At 72.7% G+C, this 20,886-nt stretch carries 16 protein-coding genes; 7 read left to right on the top strand and 9 right to left on the bottom strand.

Annotation, left to right across the window (positions count from 1 at the left end; genetic code table 11):
- Positions 1–47 precede the first annotated feature (47 nt).
- A complete protein-coding gene (locus AC27L3_RS10465; RefSeq protein WP_487233720.1) occupies positions 48–1,367 on the bottom strand; it encodes a deoxyguanosinetriphosphate triphosphohydrolase in 1,320 nt (439 codons plus the stop codon).
- Positions 1,368–1,527: 160 nt separating this feature from the next.
- Here AC27L3_RS10465 and AC27L3_RS10470 point away from each other — a divergent pair, with 160 nt between their 5' ends.
- Positions 1,528–2,187, top strand: coding sequence for a SanA/YdcF family protein (locus tag AC27L3_RS10470; protein ID WP_487233721.1), 660 nt, complete (start codon positions 1,528–1,530; stop codon positions 2,185–2,187).
- A gap of 25 nt (positions 2,188–2,212) precedes the next feature.
- Here the strand turns inward: AC27L3_RS10470 and AC27L3_RS10475 are convergent, their stop codons facing one another.
- Positions 2,213–3,154 carry a trypsin-like serine peptidase gene (locus AC27L3_RS10475; protein WP_487233722.1) on the bottom strand — a complete coding sequence of 314 codons (942 nt, stop codon included), beginning with the start codon at positions 3,152–3,154 and terminating at the stop codon, positions 2,213–2,215.
- Positions 3,155–3,304: 150 nt separating this feature from the next.
- On the bottom strand, positions 3,305–4,090 hold the full coding sequence (locus AC27L3_RS10480; protein WP_487233723.1) for a sulfite exporter TauE/SafE family protein: 786 nt from the start codon (positions 4,088–4,090) through the stop codon (positions 3,305–3,307).
- A 146-nt stretch (positions 4,091–4,236) separates the two neighbouring features.
- On the opposite strand from AC27L3_RS10480, the gene AC27L3_RS10485 reads away from it, so the two are divergent.
- Positions 4,237–5,166: an oxidoreductase gene (locus AC27L3_RS10485; RefSeq protein WP_487233724.1), complete on the top strand. Its 930-nt coding sequence runs from the start codon at positions 4,237–4,239 to the stop codon at positions 5,164–5,166.
- 21 nt (positions 5,167–5,187) lie between these two features.
- On the opposite strand, the gene AC27L3_RS10490 is transcribed toward AC27L3_RS10485, so the two are convergent.
- Entirely contained in the window at positions 5,188–5,778 is a 591-nt protein-coding gene (locus AC27L3_RS10490; RefSeq protein ID WP_487233725.1) for a hypothetical protein, read from the bottom strand.
- A 221-nt stretch (positions 5,779–5,999) separates the two neighbouring features.
- Here AC27L3_RS10490 and AC27L3_RS10495 point away from each other — a divergent pair, with 221 nt between their 5' ends.
- The 4 genes from AC27L3_RS10495 to AC27L3_RS10510 all read left to right on the top strand — a co-directional run bounded on the left by AC27L3_RS10495 (position 6,000) and on the right by AC27L3_RS10510 (position 11,003).
- Positions 6,000–7,898, top strand: coding sequence for an APC family permease (locus tag AC27L3_RS10495; RefSeq protein WP_487233726.1), 1,899 nt, complete (start codon positions 6,000–6,002; stop codon positions 7,896–7,898).
- Positions 7,899–7,969: 71 nt separating this feature from the next.
- Positions 7,970–9,223 (top strand): ABC transporter substrate-binding protein, encoded by a 1,254-nt coding sequence (locus AC27L3_RS10500; protein ID WP_487233727.1) that lies wholly within the window; start codon positions 7,970–7,972, stop codon positions 9,221–9,223.
- Entirely contained in the window at positions 9,223–10,149 is a 927-nt protein-coding gene (locus AC27L3_RS10505; protein ID WP_487233728.1) for a carbohydrate ABC transporter permease, read from the top strand. Before AC27L3_RS10500 ends, AC27L3_RS10505 begins: the two co-directional genes overlap by 1 nt.
- Before the next feature lie 17 nt (positions 10,150–10,166).
- On the top strand, positions 10,167–11,003 hold the full coding sequence (locus AC27L3_RS10510) for a carbohydrate ABC transporter permease (protein WP_344434884.1): 837 nt from the start codon (positions 10,167–10,169) through the stop codon (positions 11,001–11,003).
- On the opposite strand, the gene AC27L3_RS10515 is transcribed toward AC27L3_RS10510, so the two are convergent.
- From AC27L3_RS10515 to AC27L3_RS10530, 4 genes are all read right to left on the bottom strand, one after another.
- On the bottom strand, positions 10,961–12,004 hold the full coding sequence (locus AC27L3_RS10515; RefSeq protein WP_487233879.1) for an ArsR/SmtB family transcription factor: 1,044 nt from the start codon (positions 12,002–12,004) through the stop codon (positions 10,961–10,963). The two genes, AC27L3_RS10510 and AC27L3_RS10515, sit on opposite strands and share 43 nt — an antisense overlap.
- A gap of 460 nt (positions 12,005–12,464) precedes the next feature.
- A complete protein-coding gene (gene ppdK / locus AC27L3_RS10520) occupies positions 12,465–15,275 on the bottom strand; it encodes a pyruvate, phosphate dikinase (protein ID WP_487233729.1) in 2,811 nt (936 codons plus the stop codon).
- 307 nt (positions 15,276–15,582) lie between these two features.
- Positions 15,583–16,713, bottom strand: a complete 1,131-nt coding sequence (gene dusB / locus AC27L3_RS10525; RefSeq protein ID WP_487233730.1) for a tRNA dihydrouridine synthase DusB — start codon at positions 16,711–16,713, stop codon at positions 15,583–15,585.
- Positions 16,714–16,767: 54 nt separating this feature from the next.
- The gene (locus AC27L3_RS10530) at positions 16,768–17,688 is read right to left on the bottom strand and encodes a helix-turn-helix transcriptional regulator (RefSeq protein ID WP_487233731.1); all 921 of its coding nucleotides are present in this window, start codon (positions 17,686–17,688) and stop codon (positions 16,768–16,770) included.
- Between the two features lie 101 nt (positions 17,689–17,789).
- On the opposite strand from AC27L3_RS10530, the gene AC27L3_RS10535 reads away from it, so the two are divergent.
- Positions 17,790–19,274, top strand: coding sequence for an MFS transporter (locus tag AC27L3_RS10535; protein ID WP_487233732.1), 1,485 nt, complete (start codon positions 17,790–17,792; stop codon positions 19,272–19,274).
- Between the two features lie 214 nt (positions 19,275–19,488).
- Here AC27L3_RS10535 and AC27L3_RS10540 read toward each other — a convergent pair whose 3' ends face one another.
- Positions 19,489–20,871, bottom strand: a complete 1,383-nt coding sequence (locus AC27L3_RS10540) for a glycine--tRNA ligase (RefSeq protein WP_487233733.1) — start codon at positions 20,869–20,871, stop codon at positions 19,489–19,491.
- Between the last annotated feature and the right edge of the window lie 15 nt (positions 20,872–20,886).

Raw genomic sequence — 20,886 nt, forward strand, 5'->3', positions numbered from 1 at the left:
AGGGAGTACCCCGCGGCGGGCGCCGCCCGCAAGGGGCCGTGCGGGGATCACCGGTGGGGTGCACCGGCCCCGGTGAGGCGGGCGTGCAGGGAGCGGGCGGAGGCGTCGGTGAGGGCGGCGATCTGGTCGACGACGGCGCGCAGCCGCCCGGCCTCGTCGCCGGCGTCGAGGTAGAGGGCGCGGAACTGCGGGTCGAGGCCGTCGGGGGCGCGGGCGACGAGGGCCTCGGCGAGCTCGGCGATGACGATGCGCTGCTCGGCGCGCAGCTTCTCCTGGTCCTCGCGCTGCATGACGTAGCGGTCGGCGACGGCCTTGAGGACGGCGCACTCCAGCTGGGTGCCGGGGGGTACGACGAGTTCGGCGCCGTAGCGGGTGAGGCGGCCGGGGCCGTAGCGAGCCCGGGTGGCGGTCTCGGCGGCGAGGCAGAAGCGGCCGATGAGCTGGCTGGTGGCGTCCTTCAGGCGGGCCTGGGAGGCGGCGGAGCCGTCGTAGGAGTGCGGCCACCATTCCTGGGCGAGGAGCCGGTCGAGGGCCTCGGCGAGCTCGCCGGGCTCGGCGCCGGGGGCGTAGCGGTGAGCGGCGACGGCGAAGACCTCGTCGCGCTCGGGACCGGAGAGGAGGGCGGCGGGGTCGAGGTGGCGGGCGTGCAGGCCGTCCTCGACGTCGTGGACGGAGTAGGCGACGTCGTCGGACCAGTCCATGACCTGGGCCTCGAAGCTGCGCCGGTGGCCGGGCGCGCCCCGGCGCAGCCACTCGAAGACGGGGACGTCGTCGGCGTAGACGCCGAATTTGCGGGAGTCGGGCATCAGGGGGTGGCCGCCGCGCGTCCAGGGGTACTTGGTGGCGGCGTCGAGGGCCGCGCGGGTGAGGTTGAGGCCCACGCTGACCTGGGTGCCGTCCTCGGCGGTGGTGAAGCGCTTGGGTTCGAGGCGGGTGAGCAGGCGCAGGGACTGGGCGTTGCCCTCGAAGCCGCCGCAGCCGGCGGCGACTTCGTCGAGCGCCTGTTCGCCGTTGTGGCCGAAGGGCGGGTGGCCGAGGTCGTGGGCGAGGCAGGCGACCTCGACGAGGTCGGGGTCGCAGCCGAGGGCGGCGCCGAGCTCGCGGCCGACCTGGGCGCACTCCAGGGAGTGGGTGAGGCGGGTGCGGGGGGTCGCGTCCCAGGCGTGGGCGCTGACGCCGGGGGCGACCACCTGGGTCTTGCCGGCGAGGCGGCGCAGGGCCGCGGAGTGCAGCACGCGGGCCCGGTCGCGCTGGAAGGCGGTGCGGCCGGGCCGTTTGTCGGGCTCGGGCGCCCAGCGTCGAAGGTCGTCGGCGGCGTAGCCGGGGATGCCGTTCTCCGTCACGGGGTGTGCTGTGCTGCCGTTCATACCCCGACCGTAGCCGCCGGGTGTGACAGGGGCGATGCGCGCCGGCCGCGGGAACCGTGCGCCGGCCTGTGGCGTTGGTCTTCCTTGATCCTCCTTCGAACGACGGGGAGGCCGGACGGACGGGGCTGGTGGGGTGCGCGGGTGGCGGGCGCGGGTGCGGATGCCGGCGACCGTGCGCGGGCGGCGGCGCGCGGTACGGGTGCTGGTGGGGGTGTGCGTGGCGGCGCTGCTGCCGGTGACCTGGGTGTGGGCGGCGGGTACGCCCCGGGTGCGCACGGCCCGTGACGTGCCGTCGGCGCCGGTGGCCATGGTCTTCGGCGCCGGCCTGTGGGAGGGCCGGCCCTCCCCGTACCTGGCGCACCGGCTGGACGCGGCGGCGGCCCTGTACCGCGCGGGCAAGGTGCGTGTGGTGCTGGTGACGGGGGACAACAGCCGGGACGACTACGACGAGCCCGAGGCGATGCGGGCGTACCTGCGGGCGCGCGGGGTGCCGGGCGAGCGGATCGTCAGCGATTTCGCGGGGTTCGACACGTGGGACTCGTGCGTGCGGGCGCAGCGCGTCTTCGGCGTGAAACGGGCGGTGCTGGTCAGTCAGGGGTTCCACATACGCCGGGCCCTGGCGCTGTGCGAGGCGGCGGGCATCGAGGCGTACGGGGTGGGGGCGTCCGGTGACGCGCACGACGTGACCTGGTACGCGGGCGGGGCCCGGGAGGTGTTCGCGGCGAGCAAGGCGGCGCTGGAGGCGCTGGTGCGGCCCGGTCCGCGGTTCCTGGGGCCGCACGAGCCGGGGGTGGAGCGGGCGCTGGCGGAGGCGGGCTGAGGCGCGCCGTGCGGCCCCCGGGCGGTCACTCGCGCCGGGGTTCGCGGCCGTTTATGGCGTCGAGGTAGAGGGCGAAGACGTCGTCGCCGTTGAGGGGGCTGTAGGAGACCTTGTCGCTGTCCTCGCCGTCGGGGCCGCCGCCGTTGAGGCCGCCGAGGACGCCGGCGATGTCGCCGGCGCCCTTCCGGTCGTCGAAGCGGGTGAACCAGGGGCTGCCGGAGGTGCCGGAGTAGAAGCCCTCGCAGCGCATCTTCATCTGCTGGTGGCCCTCCAGCCTGCTGGTCAGGGCGGTGCAGCGGACGGCCTGGTCGGCGGGGTCGGCGTCGGAGTCGGGGTAGCCGACGACGGTGACGACGTTGGTGAAGCCGGGGGTGCGCACGAGCCGGTTGGCGCCGGTGACGCGTTCGATCGGGCGGCCCCGGTCGTCGGTGGCGACGGTGGCGAAGGCGACGTCGAAATCGGAGCCGTCGCCGTGGTCGTCGCGCCGGGGGTCGGTGAAGGTGCGGTCGATGGGCCAGATCCCGTACGGCTGCCGGTCGGCGCCGGAGCGGTAGCCGGGGACGAAGGCGGCGTCGTCGCCGAGGCCGCAGTGGCCGGCGGTGACGATGAGGTTGCCCTTGGGGCTGTGCACCACGCTGGCGGTGCAGTGGTGGTCCTTCAGGTCCTGGCCGACGTAGAAGATGACGCCGACGGTGGGGACGCCGGCGAAGTGCCGGGCGCTGGTGGTGATGCGCTGGGCGGCGCGCCGGCGGGCGGCCTCGGTGCCGGAGCCGTCCTCGGAGTCGTCGCCGGCGGCGTCCGACATGCGGGTGGGGCCCCAGAAGCGTCTGGCCTCCTCGCTGGTCCAGTCGCCCCGCCTGGCGTGTCCGCCGGCGCCGTGGGGGACGGCGGCGGCCAACGCGACGACGTACAGCCCCGCGAGAAGGGCCCGCACCCAGGGGACACGGCTCCAACGGGAGAAACGCACGGCCACCCCCACCACGTCAGGAAGGTAGTCGACAGGCTAACCGCCGAAGCTGTGAACTCGGCGGAGCGAGCAGCTTTCCGCACCGTCTGTAGGGAGGAATGACCGACGAATCGTCCGATCGGGGGGCTCTGGCCGGGGGCGCCGCTCGCGTCAGAGGGCCCACTGGTCGTACGCCAGCTTGCACACCAGCGACACCACGACCACCACCAGCACGCCGCGCACGAAGCCGCTCCCCCGCTTGAGGGCCATGCGGGCGCCCAGCGCGCCGCCGGCGAGGTTGCACAGGGCCAGCGGGAGGGCCAGCTGCCACAGCACCGCGCCCTTGAGGGCGAAGGTCACCAGGGCGCCGAGGTTGGTGCAGACGTTGACGATCTTCGCGGTGCCGGAGGCGGTCACCAGGTTCAGGTGCAGGATTCCGGCCAGGGCGAGCACGAGGAAGGTACCGGTGCCGGGGCCGACGAGACCGTCGTAGCAGCCGATGCCCAGCCCCGCCACGCCGATCGCGGCGAGGACGCGGGTGCGGGCGGGCGGTCCGGGTTCGGCGGCGGTGACGCCGAAGGCGGGGCGCAGCAGGACGAAGGCGAGCACGGCCAGCAGGGCGACCATGATCAGTGGGCGGAGCACGGAGTTGTCGATGCCGCTGGCGAAGAAGGCCCCGGCCAGGGAGCCGCCCAGGGCGGCGACGCCGATGCGCAGGGCCAGGCGCACGTCGACGGGTGCCGTGCGGGCGTAGGCGACGGCCGCGGCGGCCGTGCCCCAGACGGCGACGGCCTTGTTGGTGCCGAGGAGGTGGGCGGCGGGGGCGTGCGGCAGTCCGACGAGCAGGGCGGGCAGCTGGAGCAGGCCGCCGCCGCCCACGACGGCGTCGATCCAGCCCGCCGCGGCGGCGGCCAGGCACAGGGCGAGCAGGGTGGGCAGGGATATCTCGGAGATCACCGCGGGATGGTATGCGGGGCCTGGCCTATCGTGGGTCCGCCGGGCGGCCCCGGGCCGTGGAGGCCGGTGCGGCGAGAGTGCGTGCCGCCGCGTCGCGACGCCGCGGAGATCCATCGGACACCCCCAACCGACGTGGAGGTGCGCAGGTGCGCAGGAACGGCTGGAGTGCGAGCGACATCCCCGACCAGAGCGGCCGCACGGCCGTGGTGACGGGCGCCAACAGCGGCATCGGCTTCGTCACCGCCCGCGAGCTGGCGCGGCGCGGGGCCCGGGTGGTGCTGGCGTGCCGGGACGCCACGCGCGGCAGGGCGGCCGAGGAGCTGATGCGCGACCAGGCGCCGGGCGCCGAGGTGGAGTTGGCGCTGCTGGACCTGGCCGACCTGGCCTCGGTGCGGGGCTTCGCGGCGGATCTGAAGGACGAGCGGATCGACCTGCTCGTCAACAACGCCGGGGTGATGGCGCTGCCGCAGCGGCAGACGGTCGACGGCTTCGAGATGCAGTTCGGCACCAACCACCTGGGGCACTTCGCGCTGACCGGGCTGCTGCTGCCACGGCTGCGGGCGGCCGGCGCGGGGGCGCGGGTGGTGACGGTCTCCAGCGGACTGCACGTGCTGGGGACGGTCGATCCGCGGGACGTGCAGATGGAGCACCGCTACCGGCGGTGGCTGGCCTACGGCCGTTCCAAGAGCGCCAACCTGCTCTTCGTGCACGAGCTGGCGCGGCGTCTGGCGGCCGAGGGCTCGCCGGTCGTGGCGGTGGCCGCGCACCCGGGCTATGCGGCGACCAACCTGCAGGCGGCGGGGCCGCGCATGGAGCAGCGGGCGGTCCGGGAGCACCTGGTGGAGCTGCTGAATCGATTCGTCGCGCAGAGCGCGGAGGCCGGCGCCCTGCCGTCGCTGTACGCCGCCACGGCACCGGACGTCCGCCCCGACGATTTCTTCGGCCCGCGCCTGCAGCTGTGGCGCGGGGCGCCCGTGCGCTCGGTGCGGGCCGGCTGGACGCGCGACGACCGGGCGAGCGCGGGGCTGTGGCGGCTGTCGGAGCGGCTGACCGGGGTGACGTACGACTGGGGGTAGGCCGCGAGGGGGCCCTTGCGCCTACTCCAGGCCGGCCGAGCGCAGCAGCTGCCGGGCGCCGTCGCCGTCGACCCGTTCGGCGAGTGCGGCGAGGACGGGCGCGCCCTCGCGCAGCAGGCCGCGCCGGCGGGAGCGGCGCGCGCCGGATTCGAGCAGGTGCCACAGCAGCGGGTTCGCCGCGAGCACGCCGGGGTCGAACTCGACGCGGCCGCCGGCGGCGTCGCGCAGCACCAGACGCGGCGCGACCCCGTCGGCGCGGCGCACCTGGACGAGCAGGTCGGTGCGCACGCGCCGCTCCCCGAACAGGCCGCGGGAGGCGAGCCAGTTCTCGCCGGCGCTGATGCGCGCCGGTCGCAGGAGGGCCACCAGCGTCGCGCCGATGACGGCCCAGCAGCAGCCGCGCGGCGCATCGAGGCTGCCGCGGGCGAGGTCGGCCAGGAGGAGCACGCCGCCGAGTGCGAGCCCGCAGCACCAGGCGGCCCGCGCCTCGCGCCGCCAGGTGCGGTCCCGGGCCAGTACTCGCGCGGCTGCCGCCACCGGGCCGCCGGCGCCGGCCTGTCCGTACGCGTCGAGGATGCGCACCCGTGCGCGCATGGTCTGTCGCCGTCCCATGGGGCCGACGCTAGGGCGGATCGCTGTACTTGCCATGCACCGTTGACGGCGTACTGACGTGGTCTTGGGCAATCCTTGCGCTGCACTGACACCGCGTCACAGAAGGCATCAAGATTGCATATGAATCCGCGCAGAAACCGCCAAGAACGCGACAAGAGCGGGCGCGGTCCCGGCGGACCGGACAGACGCTGGGCCTCCGACCAACGGAGGTAAGACAAAAGATGTCCATGCTGGCCAATGCGGAGCAGGGCCCCGGGACGGCGGAGGAGCCGCCGGATACCGGCGCCGCGGGCTCCGGTCGGGAGCGGCACCGGCTGACCGCCGTCCAGGGGCTCGCGGCCCTGTCGCTCGACGCCATGGCATCGGTGGCGTACGGACCCGAGTCGGTGGTCCTGGTGCTGGCGGCGGCCGGGGCGCACGGCCTGGGCTGCACGCTGCCGGTCACGCTCGCCATCGCCGTCCTGCTGGCGGTGCTCGTCGCCTCCTACCGGCAGGTCATCGCCGCGTTCCCGGACGGCGGCGGCTCCTACGCCGTCGCCAAGCGGCACCTGGGGCGGCGCGCCTCCCTGGTCACCGCGGCCTCCCTGGTCCTGGACTACGTCCTGAACGTGGCCGTCTCCGTCACCGCCGGCGTCGCCGCCCTGACCTCGGCCGTGCCCTCCCTGTACGCGCACCGGCTGTGGCTGTGCCTGGGCGTGCTCGTCCTGGTCACCGCCGTCAACCTGCGCGGCATCGTGGAGTCGGCCAAGGCATTCCTCGTGCCCACCGCCGTCTTCGTCGGCTCGATCCTCGCCGTGATCGTCGTCGGGCTCTTCCGCTCCGCACCCGTCAGCACCGAGGCCGCCGCCGGGCACGCCTCCGTCCTGGCCGGCGGCGCCACCTCGGTGGGTGCCCTGCTGCTGCTCAAGGCGTTCGCCGCGGGCTGCTCCGCGCTCACCGGCGTCGAGGCCGTGGCCAACGCCGTCCCCGCCTTCCGCGCCCCGGCCACCCGCCGCGCCCAGCGCACCGAGGTCGCCCTCGGCGCGCTGCTGGGCCTGATGCTCATCGGGCTGTCGGTGCTCATCGGCCGCTTCCACCTGCAGCCGGTCGAGGGCGTCACCGTCCTCGCCCAGCTCGCGGACGCCTCCCTCGGCCACACCTGGGCCTTCTACCTCGTGCAGATCGCCACCGTCGTCCTGCTCGCCCTGGCGGCGAACACCTCCTTCGGCGGCCTTCCCGTACTGATGAGCCTGCTGGCACGCGACAACTACCTGCCGCACGTCTTCGCCCTCAAGGCCGACCGCCAGGTCCACCGGCACGGCGTGCTGGCGCTCGGCGTGGCCTCCGCCCTGCTGCTGGTCCTCTCCGGCGGCGACGTCAACACCCTGGTGCCGCTGTTCGCCATCGGGGTGTTCGTCGGCTTCACCGTCTGCCAGGTGGGCATGGTGCGCCACTGGCGGCACGAACGCTCCCCCCGCTGGCGCGGCAGGGCGCTGCTGAGCGGCTTCGGCGCGCTGCTGACGGGCGTGGCCACCGTCGTGGTGACGGCCACGAAGTTCACCGAGGGCGCCTGGCTGATCGCCCTGGCCCTGCCCCTGCTGGTGCTCGCCTTCGAAACCGTCCACCGGGCGTACGCGCGCATCGGCGAGCGGCTGGAGCTGGGCCGGGTGCCGGAGCCGCCGCGCCGCTGCCACTCGCTGGTCGTCGTCCCCGTCTCCTCCCTCTCCCGCCTGACCAGCAAGGCCCTGACCGCCGCCGTCTCCCTCGGCGACGAGGCCGTGGCCGTCACCGTCGTCCACCCCGACGCCGAGGGCCGCAGGTCCGCCGAGTCGCTGCGCCGCGACTGGGAGCTGTGGAACCCCGGCGTCGCGCTGGTGGAGCTGACCGCCCCCTCCCGCTCGCTGGGCCGCCCGGTCGTCGACTACGTGCGCGAGCTGACCGCCCGCCGCCCCGACCAGCGCATCACCGTGCTCATCCCCGAGGTCGAGCCCGCCCGGCTGTGGCAGCGGCTGCTGCAGAACCAGCGCGGCGCCGTGCTGGCGCACGCCGTGCGCCGCGACACCGATGCCGTCATCTGCCGGCTGCGCTTTCGCATCGGCCCGGCGCGCAGTGCCGAGGAATTGGCCGACATGCGACGCTGACACCTCTGTTCGACATCGCCCCTCATCGCTGATCGTTGACCTTACGACGGAAGCGCGAGGGGAGAGCCCGGATGCCGATCAGTCGCAGAACCCTCCTGGCCGGAGGAGCCGGCCTGGGGCTGGCCACGCTGCCCGGGTGCGGCGCCAACACCGGGCGCGGCGGCGGAGGTTCGGGGCCGCGCCTGGCGCAGTGGTACCACCAGTACGGCGAGCCGGGCACCCGGCAGGCCGTCGAGCGGTACGCCGCCGCGTACAAGGCGGCGGACGTCGGCGTGGAATGGCGGCCGGGCAACTACGACCAGCAGACGGCCGCCGCCCTGCTCACCGACTCCGGGCCGGACGTCTTCGAGGTCGCCGGCCCCACGATCGACCAGATCCAGGGCGGTCAGGTGGCCGACCTGACCGCCCTGCTGGGCGACGCCAAGGACGACTTCGCCCCCGCGCTGCTGGCGCCCCGGACCTACCGGGGGCGCGTGTGGGGCATCCCCCAGCTGGTGGACACCCAGGTGCTCTACTACCGCCGCAGCCTGCTCCAGGCGGCCGGAGTGCGGCCGCCGCAGTCGCTGGACGAGCTCGTCGACGCCGCCCGCCGGCTGACCCGCAAGGACGTCAAGGGACTCTTCCTGGGCAACGCCGGCGGCGCCGGCGCCCTGGGCGGCACCCCGCTGTACGCGGCCGGCCTGTCGCTGGTCACCCCCGACGGCCGGGTCGGCTTCGACGACCCGGCCGCGGCGCGCACCCTCGGCAAGCTCCACCGGCTGCACACCGACGGCTCGCTGCTGCTGGGCGCACCCACCGACTGGTTCAACCCCGCCGCCTTCACCCAGGGCCTGGCCGCGATGCAGTGGTGCGGGCTGTGGGCGCTGCCGCAGGTGGCAAAGGCGTTCGGCGACGACTTCGGGGTGCTGCCCTTCCCGCCGGACGGCCCGGCCGGGCGCCCCGCCGTACCCGTGGGCGCGTGGGCCGCCGCCGTCAGCAGCCGCAGCGCCCACCGGGAGGCCGCCGAGGCGTACGTGAAGTGGCTGTGGGTGCAGCGCACCGACTTCCAGCTGGACTTCGCCCAGTCCTACGGGCTGCACATCCCCGCCCGCACCTCCCTGGCCGCCCGCGCCGACCGGCTGGCGTCGGGGGCGGCCGCCGACATCGTGCGCTTCACCAAGGACCACGGCTGGGCGGTGCCCCTTTTGTGGACGGCGGCCAGCCAGACCGCCTATCTGGATGCACTCAGCCGCATCATCCGCGAGGGCGCCGACCCCGCCGGCGAGCTGAAGGCGGTGGCCCGCAAGGCCGACGCCGAACTGCGGCGCGTACGGAACCACGGCTGATGCCCGCCTCCGCCGGCGCCCCGGCCACCCGGCAGCGGCACCGCACCCTGTGGTTCTGGGTCTTCGTGGGCCCCTTCGCCGCGGGGCTCGCCCTCTTCACCTACGTACCGCTCGCCTGGAGCGTGTACCTGAGCTTCTTCGACGCCCACAACACCGTCTCCCCCAGCGACTTCGTGGGCCTGGCCAACTACGCCGAGCTGCTGGGCGACGCCTCCTTCCGCTCCTCGCTGGTGACCTTCGCCGTCTTCACCGCCTTCGTCGTACCGGCCACCTTCGCGCTGTCGCTCGCGCTGGCCCTGGCGGTCAACCGGCTGCGCTTCGCCCGGGCGTTCTTCCGGTCGGTCTTCTTCCTGCCCACCGCCTGCAGCTACGTCGTCGCCGCCACGGTGTGGAAGCTCTCGCTGTTCAACGGGGTGCGCTTCGGGCTGGCCAACACCGTCCTGGGCTGGTTCGGCGCCGAGCCGGTGGCCTGGCTGGCGCAGACCGACCCGCCCTGGTACTGGCTGGTGATCGTCAGTGTGCGGCTGTGGCTGCAGACCGGCTTCTACATGGTGCTCTTCCTGGCCGGCCTGCAGCGCATCCCGCCCCGGCTGTACGAGGCGGCCGCCCTGGACGGTGCCCGGCCGGGCTGGCAGACCTTCCGCCACATCACCTTCCCGGCCCTGCGCAGCACCTCGGTGGCCGTCGCGCTGCTGCTGGTCGTCAACGCCTTCCAGGCGTTCGACGAGTTCTACAACCTGCTGTCCGACCAGCGCGGCTACCCGCCCTACGCCAGGCCGCCGCTGGTCCACCTGTACTACCTCGCCCTCGGCCAGGGACAGGACCTGGGCCTGGGCAGCGCCGGCGCGGTGCTGCTGGCGCTCGTCATCGCGGTGGCGACGATCCTGCAGGCCCGCTGGGCCGGGCTGGCCCGCAGAGAGGACTGAGGAGGACCGAGGAGACCATGGACGACGCACTCGTACGTGCCGGACGGGCCCTGCGCATGGTGCTGCTGTGCGCCCTGGCCGTGCTGTTCCTCATCCCCTTCTACCTGCTGGTGCGCGGCGGCCTGGCGAGCGAGGAGGAGATCACGGCGCCCGGCTGGACGTTCTTCCCGCACAGTCCGCACTTCTCCAACGTCCGGGAACTGTTCACCGACCCGGACGTGCCGATGGCCCGGGCCCTGCTGAACTCCTCGCTCATCGCCGTGGCCACCACCCTCGGCACCCTGCTGCTGGCCTCCCTCGCCGGCTACGGGCTGGCCCGCATCCCCTACCGGCACGCCGACGCCGTCTTCTACGCCATCCTGGGCACCCTGCTGGTGCCGGCCGCGGTCACCTTCGTCCCGTCGTTCGTGCTGGTCTCCTCGCTCGGCTGGATCTCGACGCTGCGCGGCCTGATCGTGCCCACCCTCTTCAGCGCCTTCGCGTGCTTCGTCTTCCGCCAGTACTTCCTGGGCTTCCCCCGGGAGTTGGAGGACGCGGCCCAGGTGGACGGGCTCGGCCACTGGCGCACGTACTGGCGCGTGGTCGTGCCCAACTCGCGGCCGGTTTTCGCCGCCGTGGGCACGATCGTCTTCATCGGCGCATGGAACGCCTTCCTGTGGCCGCTGGTGATCGGCCAGGGCCGCGACTCGTGGACGGTGCAGGTGGCGCTGTCGACGTTCACCACGGCCCAGACCGTCCAGATCCACGAACTGTTCGTCGCGGCCGCCGTCTCGATCCTCCCGCTGCTGCTGGTCTTCCTCCTGCTGCAGCGCTACATCGTGGCGGGGGTGGAGCGCTCGGGGATCGACGACTGAACGCGGGGCCTGTTCTGGGGGCCGCGGTGGCCGTGGGCGTGGCCGCCGCGCAACAGGGCCGCGCCCAGGGGCGTGAGGGTGTGCATCACCGCACTGCCGTTGCGCAGCGTCAGCACCAGACCCGCCTCCCGCAGCACGCCGGCGTGCTGGCTCGCCGAGGCCGCCGACACCCCGACCCTGCGGGCCAGTTCGCTGGTGGTGCAGCCACCGCCGATGGAGCCCAGCACCGCCGAGCGGGTGTGGCCGACGAGCTTGCCGAGCGACTTGGGCGCGGCGGGCACCACCGGCGCCGTCTCCGACATGGTGCGCGCCGGGTAGACCAGCACGGGGGTCAGCTCCGGGTTCTGCAGGGCCACGGGGGTGCGGCGGCAGAAGAAGGAGGGCAGGAGCAGCAGCCCGCGGCCGTCCAGGTGCAGGTCGCGGTCGACGGGGTAGTCGACCTCCAGCACGGGTGCGTTCCAGCGCATCGTCGGCGGCAGCGAGGACAGCAGCGCGTCCGCGCCGCCGTCCAGCAGGGCCCGGCCGCGCACGGCGCGGTCGGCCTCGATCTGCGCCTGGATGTGCGACCAGTAGGGTGCGATGGCCGCGTCGTGGTACGCGTGCAGCGCGGCGATCAGCTTGCCGAAGGCGCGGGTGTCGCCGTCGGCGAGCGATCGTATCCAAGCCGGCAGGGTCCGCACGGTGGACAACCGGGACAACTCGTCGTGCACCCGCTCGGCCGGTGTGGCCCGCAGCGCCTGTATGCCGCAGTCGAGTCCCGCTAACCCTTCCGGTGGCGTCAGGAAGTCGGGGAAATATCCGCGGGGAGGTACCAGCGGCGCCAGTAGCCGAGTTTCACCATTCAACCGAGCCCGGGTTTCCGACCGCCAATCACCGAAGATCGACTCGCCTTGTTTGTCCCGGAGCCGGTGCAGGCTCAATACGGTTTCCCAGAGCACGTCCGGGTCGCCGGCCAGGCGCAACCGGGCCAGATCGAGTCCAGTGAAATGGACACGCAGCACCAAACCCCCACATGAGACATCCGCGGCCACCCCCCGCTCACTGAGTATGCACACCGATACGAGGTGTTACCACGCCCTTTTGGCCACAGTTGAAAGGACTCGCGGCGAACATCGCACAAGCGAAATGCTATTCACGCACTCAGGGCCGCACCGCTCGTTCCCGTGGGGGGTGGCGAGCGAATAAGCGGACGCTGAGTACGCGAGTTGCCGCCCGAGCCGATGCGGGCGGCAACAACTCCCGGTGGGGGAGTAAAGAGGGGCGGCGCTCCCGCACGGGCGCCGCCCCTTCGCCATGCGCCCGGGCGGATCGCGCCCGTTACGAGGGGGTTACGCCCCCCGGCACGGCAAGCACAGGAGGGGCAGCCCCCCGCACGGGTGCTGCCCCTCCTCCCTACCGGAGCCGTCGGGGTCTGAGGGTCGAGGTCATCCCACACCGGCTCCGGAGCCTTGTTGCGGTGGCTCAGCGGCTGTCGCTGCCGCCCGCCGTGCCGTTCAGGGCCGCCGCGCGGCCCGCCTCCAGGCGGGCCACCGGGATCCGGAAGGGCGAGCAGGAGACGTAGTCCAGCCCCACCTCGTGGAAGAAGTGGACGGAGTCCGGGTCGCCGCCGTGCTCACCGCACACGCCCAGCTTCAGGTCGGGCCGCGTGGCCCGGCCGGCCTGGACGGCCGCCCGCACCAGCGAGCCGACGCCGTCGCGGTCGATGGTCTCGAAGGGGCTGACGCCGAAGATGCCCTTCTCCAGGTACGCCGTGAAGAAGCTGGCCTCCACGTCGTCGCGGGAGAAGCCCCACACCGTCTGGGTGAGGTCGTTCGTGCCGAAGGAGAAGAACTCGGCGGCCTCGGCGATCTGACCGGCCGTCAGCGCGGCGCGCGGCAGCTCGATCATCGTGCCGAGCGGCAGCTTCAGGCCCGCGCCGCTGGCGGCCTCGACCTCGGCGATGACGCGCTCGGCCTCCTCGCGCACGATCTCCAGCTCCTGGACGGTGCCCACCAGCGGGATCATGATCTCGGCGCGCGGGTCGCCCTTGGCCGCCACCCGCTCGGCCGCGGCCTCGGCGATGGCCCGCACCTGCATGGCGAACAGACCGGGGATGACCAGACCCAGGCGCACACCGCGCAGGCCGAGCATCGGGTTCTGCTCGTGCAGCTTGTGCACGGCCTGCAGCAGGCGCAGCTCGTTCTCGTGCGGCTCCTGCCGCGCCTCGGCGAGGGCGACGCGCACCGACAGGTCGGTGATGTCGGGGAGGAACTCGTGCAGCGGCGGGTCGAGCAGCCGGACGGTGACCGGCAGCCCGTCCATCGCCTCGAACAGCTCGACGAAGTCGGCCTTCTGCAGCGGCAGCAGGGCACTGAGTGCCTCGTCGCGCTCGGCGTCGGTGTCGGCGAGGATGAGTCGCTCCACAAGTTCACGGCGCTCGCCGAGGAACATGTGCTCGGTGCGGCACAGGCCGATGCCCTGGGCGCCGAACCGCCGGGCGCGCGCGGCGTCCTCGGCGTTGTCGGCGTTGGCCCGCACCCGCAGGCGGCGCATCCGGTCGGCGTACGCCATCATCCGGTGGACGGCCTGCACCAGTTCGTCGGCGTCGTCGGCACCGGCGTGCATGCGGCCCTCGAAGTACTCCACGACCGGGGACGGCACGACCGGCACCTCGCCGAGGTAGACCTTGCCGCTGGAGCCGTCGATGGAGACGACGTCGCCCTCCTGGACGACCACGCCGCCCGGCGCGGTCATCCGGCGCTGCTTGGTGTCGACCTCCAGCTCCTCGGCGCCGCAGACGCAGGTCTTGCCCATGCCGCGGGCCACGACGGCCGCGTGCGAGGTCTTGCCGCCGCGGGAGGTCAGGATGCCCTCGGAGGCGATCATGCCGTCGAGGTCGTCGGGGTTGGTCTCGCGGCGGATGAGGATGACCTTCTCGCCCGAGCGCGACCACTTCACGGCGGTGTAGGAGTCGAAGACGGCCCGGCCGACGGCGGCGCCCGGCGAGGCCGCGATGCCCCGGCCCAGCAGCTCGGTCTTCGCCTTCTCGTCGAAGCGCGGGAACATCAGCTGCGCGAGCTGGGCGCCGGTCACCCGCTGCAGGGCCTCGGCCTCGTCGATCAGGCCCTGGTCCACCAGCTGGGTGGCGATGCGGAAGGCGGCGCCGGCGGTGCGCTTGCCGACGCGGGTCTGCAGCATCCACAGCTTGCCGCGCTCGATGGTGAACTCGATGTCGCACAGGTCCTTGTAGTGCGTCTCGAGGGTCTCCATGATCTGCATGAGCTGGTCGTAGGAGGCCTTGTCGATGCGCTCCAGCTCGGCCAGCGGCATGGTGTTGCGGATGCCGGCGACGACGTCCTCGCCCTGGGCGTTCTGCAGGTAGTCGCCGTAGACGCCCTGGTGGCCGCTGGCGGGGTCGCGGGTGAAGGCGACGCCGGTGCCGGAGTCGGGGCCGAGGTTGCCGAAGACCATGGAGCAGATGTTGACGGCCGTGCCCAGGTCGCCGGGGATGCGCTCCTGGCGGCGGTAGAGCTTGGCGCGGTCGCCGTTCCAGGACTCGAAGACCGCCCTTATGGCGAGGTCCATCTGCTCGCGCGGGTCCTGCGGGAACTCGCGGCCGGTCTCCTTGGCGACGATGCCCTTGAACTGCTCGACCAGGCCCTGGAGGTCCTGGGCGCCCAGCTCGACGTCGGTGGCCACACCCTTGGCCCGCTTGGCCTCCTCCAGCGCCTCCTCGAAGAGGTCGCCGTCGACGCCGAGGACGGTCTTGCCGAACATCTGGATGAGGCGGCGGTAGGAGTCCCACGCGAAGCGCTCGTCGCCGGCCTGGGAGGCGAGGCCGGTCACGGAGGCGTCGGACAGGCCGATGTTCAGGACGGTGTCCATCATGCCGGGCATGGAGAACTTGGCGCCGGAACGCACGGAGACGAGCAGCGGGTTGTCGGGCTGGCCGAGCTTCTTGCCCATGCGCTCTTCGAGGGCCGTCAGGTGGGCGCTGACCTCGTCGCGCATCGACGGCGGCTCCTGGCCCCCGTCGAGGTAGACCTTGCAGGCCTCGGTGGTGATGGTGAAGCCGGGCGGCACGGGCAGACCCAGGTTCGTCATCTCGGCGAGGTTGGCCCCCTTACCGCCGAGCAGGTCCTTGAGGTCCTTGTTGCCCTCGGTGAAGTCGTAGACGAACTTCTGGCGATCTTCGGTTACCGGCACGGGAATCGACTCCTCACTCGGGGCCTCCCGGGGACGCTGGGGGGAGGGCTGCCCTGACGGCGGGGAGCGTACCCAGATCGAAGGCATCTAGGGAGGTCTACTCCGCCAACCTGGGGGCGTAACCACCTGTCAGCCAGCAGATCGAAAGTCTTCCGCTCATCTGAGGTTTCAACCCGCTTCCTTCATTTCCTGAAGAGAAGATGACCGAAAACAATCGCACCATCACGCGGCGTCGAGAAAATCCATCGTTCGGCGGCGCATGACGTCGACTCTTGAAGGGAAAAGGGGTGGCACTGCGTGCCACCCCTACGAGAGGTGCACCCCCGATTCGCGCGCTCATCTGAGCGCATCATGTATCAGAGGTGGCGAGAATCACTCGGCGTCCACCCCGGTTTCACCCGCCCGAAGTGTCGAGTTCCGCCTCCGCGCCGACGATTGCGCAGTCGTACGGGTCGTCCAGCCACCCGTCCGGAAGCACCACGCGATTACGTCCGGACGTACGACCCCGGGGGCCGTCGGCACCGGCGGGCCAGGGCTGGTCCAGGTCGAGCTCGCTCAAAAGAGCGTCCAGTTCATCCAGAGACGAGGCGATTGCCAGCTTCTTCCGAAGCTCCGAGCCCACCGCGAAGCCCTTCGTGTACCAGGCCACGTGCTTGCGGAAGTCGATGACGCCGCGCTCCTCGTCCTCCAGCCACTCCGCGAGCAGCTGCGCGTGGCGCACCATCACCCGGGCCACCTCCCGCAGCGTGGGGCGCGCACTGTGCTCCGTACCGCCCGTCTCGAAGGCGGCGACCAGGTCGGCGAACAGCCACGGCCGGCCCAGGCAGCCGCGCCCGACGACCACGCCGTCGCAGCCGGTCTCGCGCACCATCCGCACGGCATCCTCAGCCGACCAGATGTCGCCGTTGCCCAGCACCGGGATCTCCGGCACGGCCTCCTTCAGCCGGGCGATCGCCTCCCAGTCGGCGGTGCCGCCGTAGTGCTGGGCGGCGGTGCGCCCGTGCAGGGCGATGGCGGTGACACCCTCCTCGACGGCGATGCGGCCGGCGTCCAGGTACGTGATGTGGTCGTCGTCGATGCCCTTGCGCATCTTCATCGTCACCGGCAGGGCCCCGGCGTTGCCCACGGCCTCCCGCAGGATCGAGCGCAGCAGGTTGCGCTTGTACGGCAGGGCCGAGCCGCCGCCCTTGCGGGTGACCTTGGGGACGGGGCAGCCGAAGTTGAGGTCGATGTGGTCGGCGAGGTCCTCGTCCACGATCATGCGGACGGCCTTGCCGACGGTGACCGGGTCCACGCCGTAGAGCTGGATCGAGCGGGGCTTCTCGGTGCCGTCGAAGTGGATCAGCCGCATCGTCTTGGCGTCCCGCTCGACGAGCGCGCGGGTGGTGATCATCTCGCTGACGAAGAGCCCCTTGCCCCCGGAGAACTCACGGCAGAGGGTGCGGAAGGGCGCGTTGGTGATCCCCGCCATGGGGGCCAGGACCACCGGCGGCTGCACCGAGTGCGGACCGATCTGGAGCGTCATGGAGGGAGCTTCCTCGAAGTGGTGGGGACGGTCGGGCTGACCGTTAATTGTCCCTCATTCGGCGCAGACCCCCCGAGGGCCGCCCGTCCCGGCCTCCTCGGCGAGCACCAGGGCGTGCAGGCGCCGCAGCCCCTCCCGGCTGTCCTCGTCGGCGGGCGTGAAGGCGATCAGCCGGGTGCCGGGGGTGGGGCCGGTCCACAGACTGGTGTGGTTCAGCCGCAGCAGGCCCACCCGGGGGTGCTGCAGGATCGCCTGCCGCTGGTCGTCGACGGGCACGACCTCGTGCCGTGCCCACAGCTCGCCGAACTCGGGCGAGGCCTCCAGCAGCCGCCGCAGCAGGCACTTCCAGGCCGGCTCGGCGATGTGCTCGGCCATGGCGGCCCGGAATTTGGCGGCCATGGCCCGCCGTGCCTCCGCCCCGTTGAGCGCGGAGGCGCGCCAGACGGGATCGGTGAAGTGCAGCCACAGGCAGTTGCGGTTCTCGGGCGGCAGGGCGTCGAGGTCGCTCATCAGCCGGCCGTAGCAGCGGTTGTGGGCCAGGATGTCGTAGCGCGCGTTCTGCACGGTGGCGGGCAGCGGCTCCAGCTGCTCCAGCATCTCGCGCAGCGCCGGGGTGATGACGGCGCTGTCCGTGCCGGGCAGCGGGTCGACGGCGTTGGCCAGGGCGAAGAGGTGGCCGCGCTCGCCGCGGTCGAGCCGCAGCGCGCGGGCGAGGGAGTCGAGCACCTGGGTGGAGACCTGGATGTCCCGGGCCTGCTCCAGCCACGTGTACCAGGTGACGCCGACGGCGGCGAGCTGGGCCACCTCCTCCCGGCGCAGCCCCGGCGTACGGCGGCGCGGGCCGCGCGGCAGCCCCACCTGCTCGGGCGTGATGCGCTCCCTGCGGGAGCGCAGGAAGGCCGCCAGTTCCCGCCGGCGTACGTCGTCCGCCGTAGGAACGATTACGGCGGAGGGCTCGAACGTCATCGTCGTCATGCCCCCAGGGTGCGGTCCGCAGCAGGCTGTTTCCAGGTACTGCAGGTACCAGGATAAGAACAATCTGGTACCAGGCTCCGGCCACTGCCATCGTCGTATCCGTGAGTGAACCCCGGATATCGCCGACCGCCCCCGTCACCGACCCCTCCCCCGTCCCGACGTCCCCCGTGCCCGCCGCGTCCCCGCCGCAGGCGGCCCCGGCCGACACCGTCCTCACCCCGCTGGGCCTGGCGACCGTCCTGCTCGGAGCCGCCCTGCCGTTCCTCGACTTCTTCATCGTCAACGTCGCGCTGCCGACGATCGACCACGACCTGCACGCCGGCCCGGCGCTGCTGGAGATGGTGGTCGGCGGCTACGGCATCGCCTACGCCGTGCTGCTCGTGCTCGGCGGGCGGCTCGGCGACATGGTGGGGCGGCGGCGGCTGTTCGGCTGGGGCACGGCGGCCTTCGGCGTGACCTCCGTGGCCTGCGGCCTGGCGCCGGACGCCTGGACGCTGGTGGCCGCCCGGGTCGCCCAGGGCGCGGCGGCGGCGCTGATGCTGCCGCAGGTCCTGGCCACCATCCAGGCCACCACCAGCGGCCAGCGGCGCACCCGCGCGATGAGCCTGTACAGCGGCACGGCCGGCGTGGTCAGCGCGGTCGGGCAGGTGCTCGGCGGCATCCTGGTCTCCGTCGACGTGGCCGGCACCGGCTGGCGCTCGATCTTCCTGATCAACGCCCCGATCGCCGCCGTGGCCCTGCTGCTGACGGCGCGGGCCGTCCCGGAGACCCGCTCGCAGCGGCCCAGCGGCGTCGACGGCTGGGGCACGGTCCTGCTGTCGGTGGCGCTCATCGCGCTGCTGGTGCCGCTGACCGAGGGCCGGGCGGCGGGCTGGCCGCTGTGGTCCTGGCTGCTGCTGGCCCTCTTCCCGGTGGCCGCCGTGGCGTTCGTCGTGGTGGAGGTACGCCAGGAGCGGGCGGGGCGCACCCCGCTGGTGCCGCCGTCGCTGCTGCGGGTGCACGCGGTGCGCAGCGGACTGACGCTGATCACCCCCTTCTCCATCGGGTGGGGCGGCTTCATGTTCGTCCTCGCGGTGGCCCTGCAGGAGGGCCTGCGACTGGGCCCGCTGGCGGCGGGGCTGGCGCTGGTGCCGATGTGCGTGACGTTCCTGGCCGGCTCGCTGGCCGGGCCGCGGCTGGCCGCGCGGTACGGCAGGGGCCTGGCCACGGGCGGCGCGCTGCTGCAGGGCGCCGGCCTGCTGATCGTGGCCGCGACCTTCTGGTACGGCTGGGACGGGCTCGGCCCCCTCGGCCTCGCGCCGGGGCTGGCCGTGCAGGGCCTGGGCCAGGGCCTGCTGATGCCGCTGACGATGCGGCTCGTGCTCAGCGAGGTGCCGGTGGACCGGGCGGGTGTCGGCAGCGGCGTCCTGGTCACCACGCAGCAGGCGTTCATGGCGCTGGGCGTGGCGACGATGGGCTCGCTGTTCCTGTCGCTGACCCCGTCGAACGGCATGCGACAGGCGCTGGCGATCACCCTGGGCGTCCAGCTGGTGCTGGTGGTGGTGTCGGTGCTGCTGACGCTGCGCCTGCCCCGGTCGGTGCGCTGAGGCACCGAGCTCCGTGGGCCTGAGGCTCCGAGAGTCTGAGGGCCTGGGGTTCTGAGGCTCCGTGGCTCTGAGGCCGGCGCGCAGGGCGCGTCGTGCGCGCCGGGGGCGCTGCGCCCCACGCTCAAGGGCCCGGCCCCACCGCGGTGCGGTGGGGCCGGGCCCTTGAGCGTTGTCAGGCGCCGGCTCGCGTCAGCGGCTCAGCGTCCCAGCGGCCTCAGCAGCCGATGAGGCGCGCGGCCAGGTAGCCCTCGATCTGGTCGAGGGAGACGCGCTCCTGCTTCATCGTGTCGCGCTCGCGCACGGTGACCGCGTTGTCCTCGAGGGTGTCGAAGTCGACGGTCACGCAGAACGGCGTACCGATCTCGTCCTGGCGGCGGTAGCGGCGGCCGATGGCGCCGGCGTCGTCGAACTCGATGTTCCAGTGCTTGCGCAGGTCGGCCGCGAGACCCTTGGCCTTCGGGGAGAGCTCCGGGTTGCGGGACAGCGGCAGGACCGCGACCTTGACCGGGGACAGGCGCGGGTCGAGGCGCAGCACGACGCGCTTCTCCAGCTTGCCCTTGGCGTTGGGGGCCTCGTCCTCGACGTAGGCGTCGAGCAGGAAGGCGAGCATGGTGCGGCCGACACCGGCGGCGGGCTCGATGACGTAGGGGGTCCAGCGCTCGCCGGCCTCCTGGTCGAAGAACGACAGGTCCTGGCCGGAGGCCTTGGAGTGGGCGCCGAGGTCGTAGTCGGTGCGGTTGGCGACGCCCTCGAGCTCGCCCCACTCGTTGCCGCCGAACTGGAAGCGGTACTCGATGTCAGCGGTGCGCTTGGAGTAGTGGGAGAGCTTCTCCTTCGGGTGCTCGTACCACCGCATGTTCTCCTCGCGCAGGCCCAGGCCGGTGTACCAGTTCCAGCGCTGCTCCATCCAGTACTCCTGCCACTGCTCGTCCTCGCCCGGCTTGACGAAGAACTCCATCTCCATCTGCTCGAACTCGCGGGTGCGGAAGATGAAGTTGCCCGGCGTGATCTCGTTGCGGAAGGACTTGCCCATCTGGGCGATGCCGAACGGGGGCTTCTTCCGGGAGGTCTGCTGGACCTGGGCGAAGTTGGTGAAGATGCCCTGCGCGGTCTCGGGGCGCAGGTAGGCGACCGAGCCGCTGTCCTGGGTCGGGCCGAGGTGGGTGGAGAGCAGGCCGGAGAACTGCTTGGGCTCGGTGAACTGGCCCTTGTTGCCGCAGTTCGAGCAGTTGACGTCCGCCAGGCCGTTCTCGGGCAGGCGGCCGTGCTTGGCCTCGTACGCCTCCTCCAGGTGGTCGGCGCGGAAGCGCTTGTGGCAGGAGGTGCACTCGGTCAGCGGGTCGGTGAAGGTGGCGACGTGGCCGGAGGCCACCCACACCTCGGAGGCCAGGATCACCGACGAGTCGATGCCGACGACGTCCTCGCGGGAGGTGACCATGTAGCGCCACCACTGACGCTTGATGTTCTCCTTGAGCTCGACGCCGAGCGGCCCGTAATCCCAGGCGGCGCGCTGGCCGCCGTAGATCTCACTGCACGGATAGACGAAGCCACGGCGCTTGCTCAGGCTGACGATGGTGTCGATCTTGTCGGCGGCCACGGTGCTCTCTTCATT

Source organism: Streptomyces sp. PKA51, from assembly GCF_057552455.1.

Coding starts and splice junctions, on each gene's coding strand:
- AC27L3_RS10530 (WP_487233731.1), bottom strand. CDS start 17,688: ATGACGACGATGACGTTCGAGCCCTCCGCCGTAATCGTTCCTACGGCG.
- dusB (WP_487233730.1), bottom strand. CDS start 16,713: ATGACGCTCCAGATCGGTCCGCACTCGGTGCAGCCGCCGGTGGTCCTG.
- AC27L3_RS10465 (WP_487233720.1), bottom strand. CDS start 1,367: ATGAACGGCAGCACAGCACACCCCGTGACGGAGAACGGCATCCCCGGC.
- AC27L3_RS10505 (WP_487233728.1), top strand. CDS start 9,223: ATGCCCGCCTCCGCCGGCGCCCCGGCCACCCGGCAGCGGCACCGCACC.
- AC27L3_RS10490 (WP_487233725.1), bottom strand. CDS start 5,778: ATGGGACGGCGACAGACCATGCGCGCACGGGTGCGCATCCTCGACGCG.
- ppdK (WP_487233729.1), bottom strand. CDS start 15,275: ATGCCTTCGATCTGGGTACGCTCCCCGCCGTCAGGGCAGCCCTCCCCC.
- AC27L3_RS10470 (WP_487233721.1), top strand. CDS start 1,528: ATGCCGGCGACCGTGCGCGGGCGGCGGCGCGCGGTACGGGTGCTGGTG.
- AC27L3_RS10510 (WP_344434884.1), top strand. CDS start 10,167: ATGGACGACGCACTCGTACGTGCCGGACGGGCCCTGCGCATGGTGCTG.
- AC27L3_RS10495 (WP_487233726.1), top strand. CDS start 6,000: ATGTCCATGCTGGCCAATGCGGAGCAGGGCCCCGGGACGGCGGAGGAG.
- AC27L3_RS10500 (WP_487233727.1), top strand. CDS start 7,970: ATGCCGATCAGTCGCAGAACCCTCCTGGCCGGAGGAGCCGGCCTGGGG.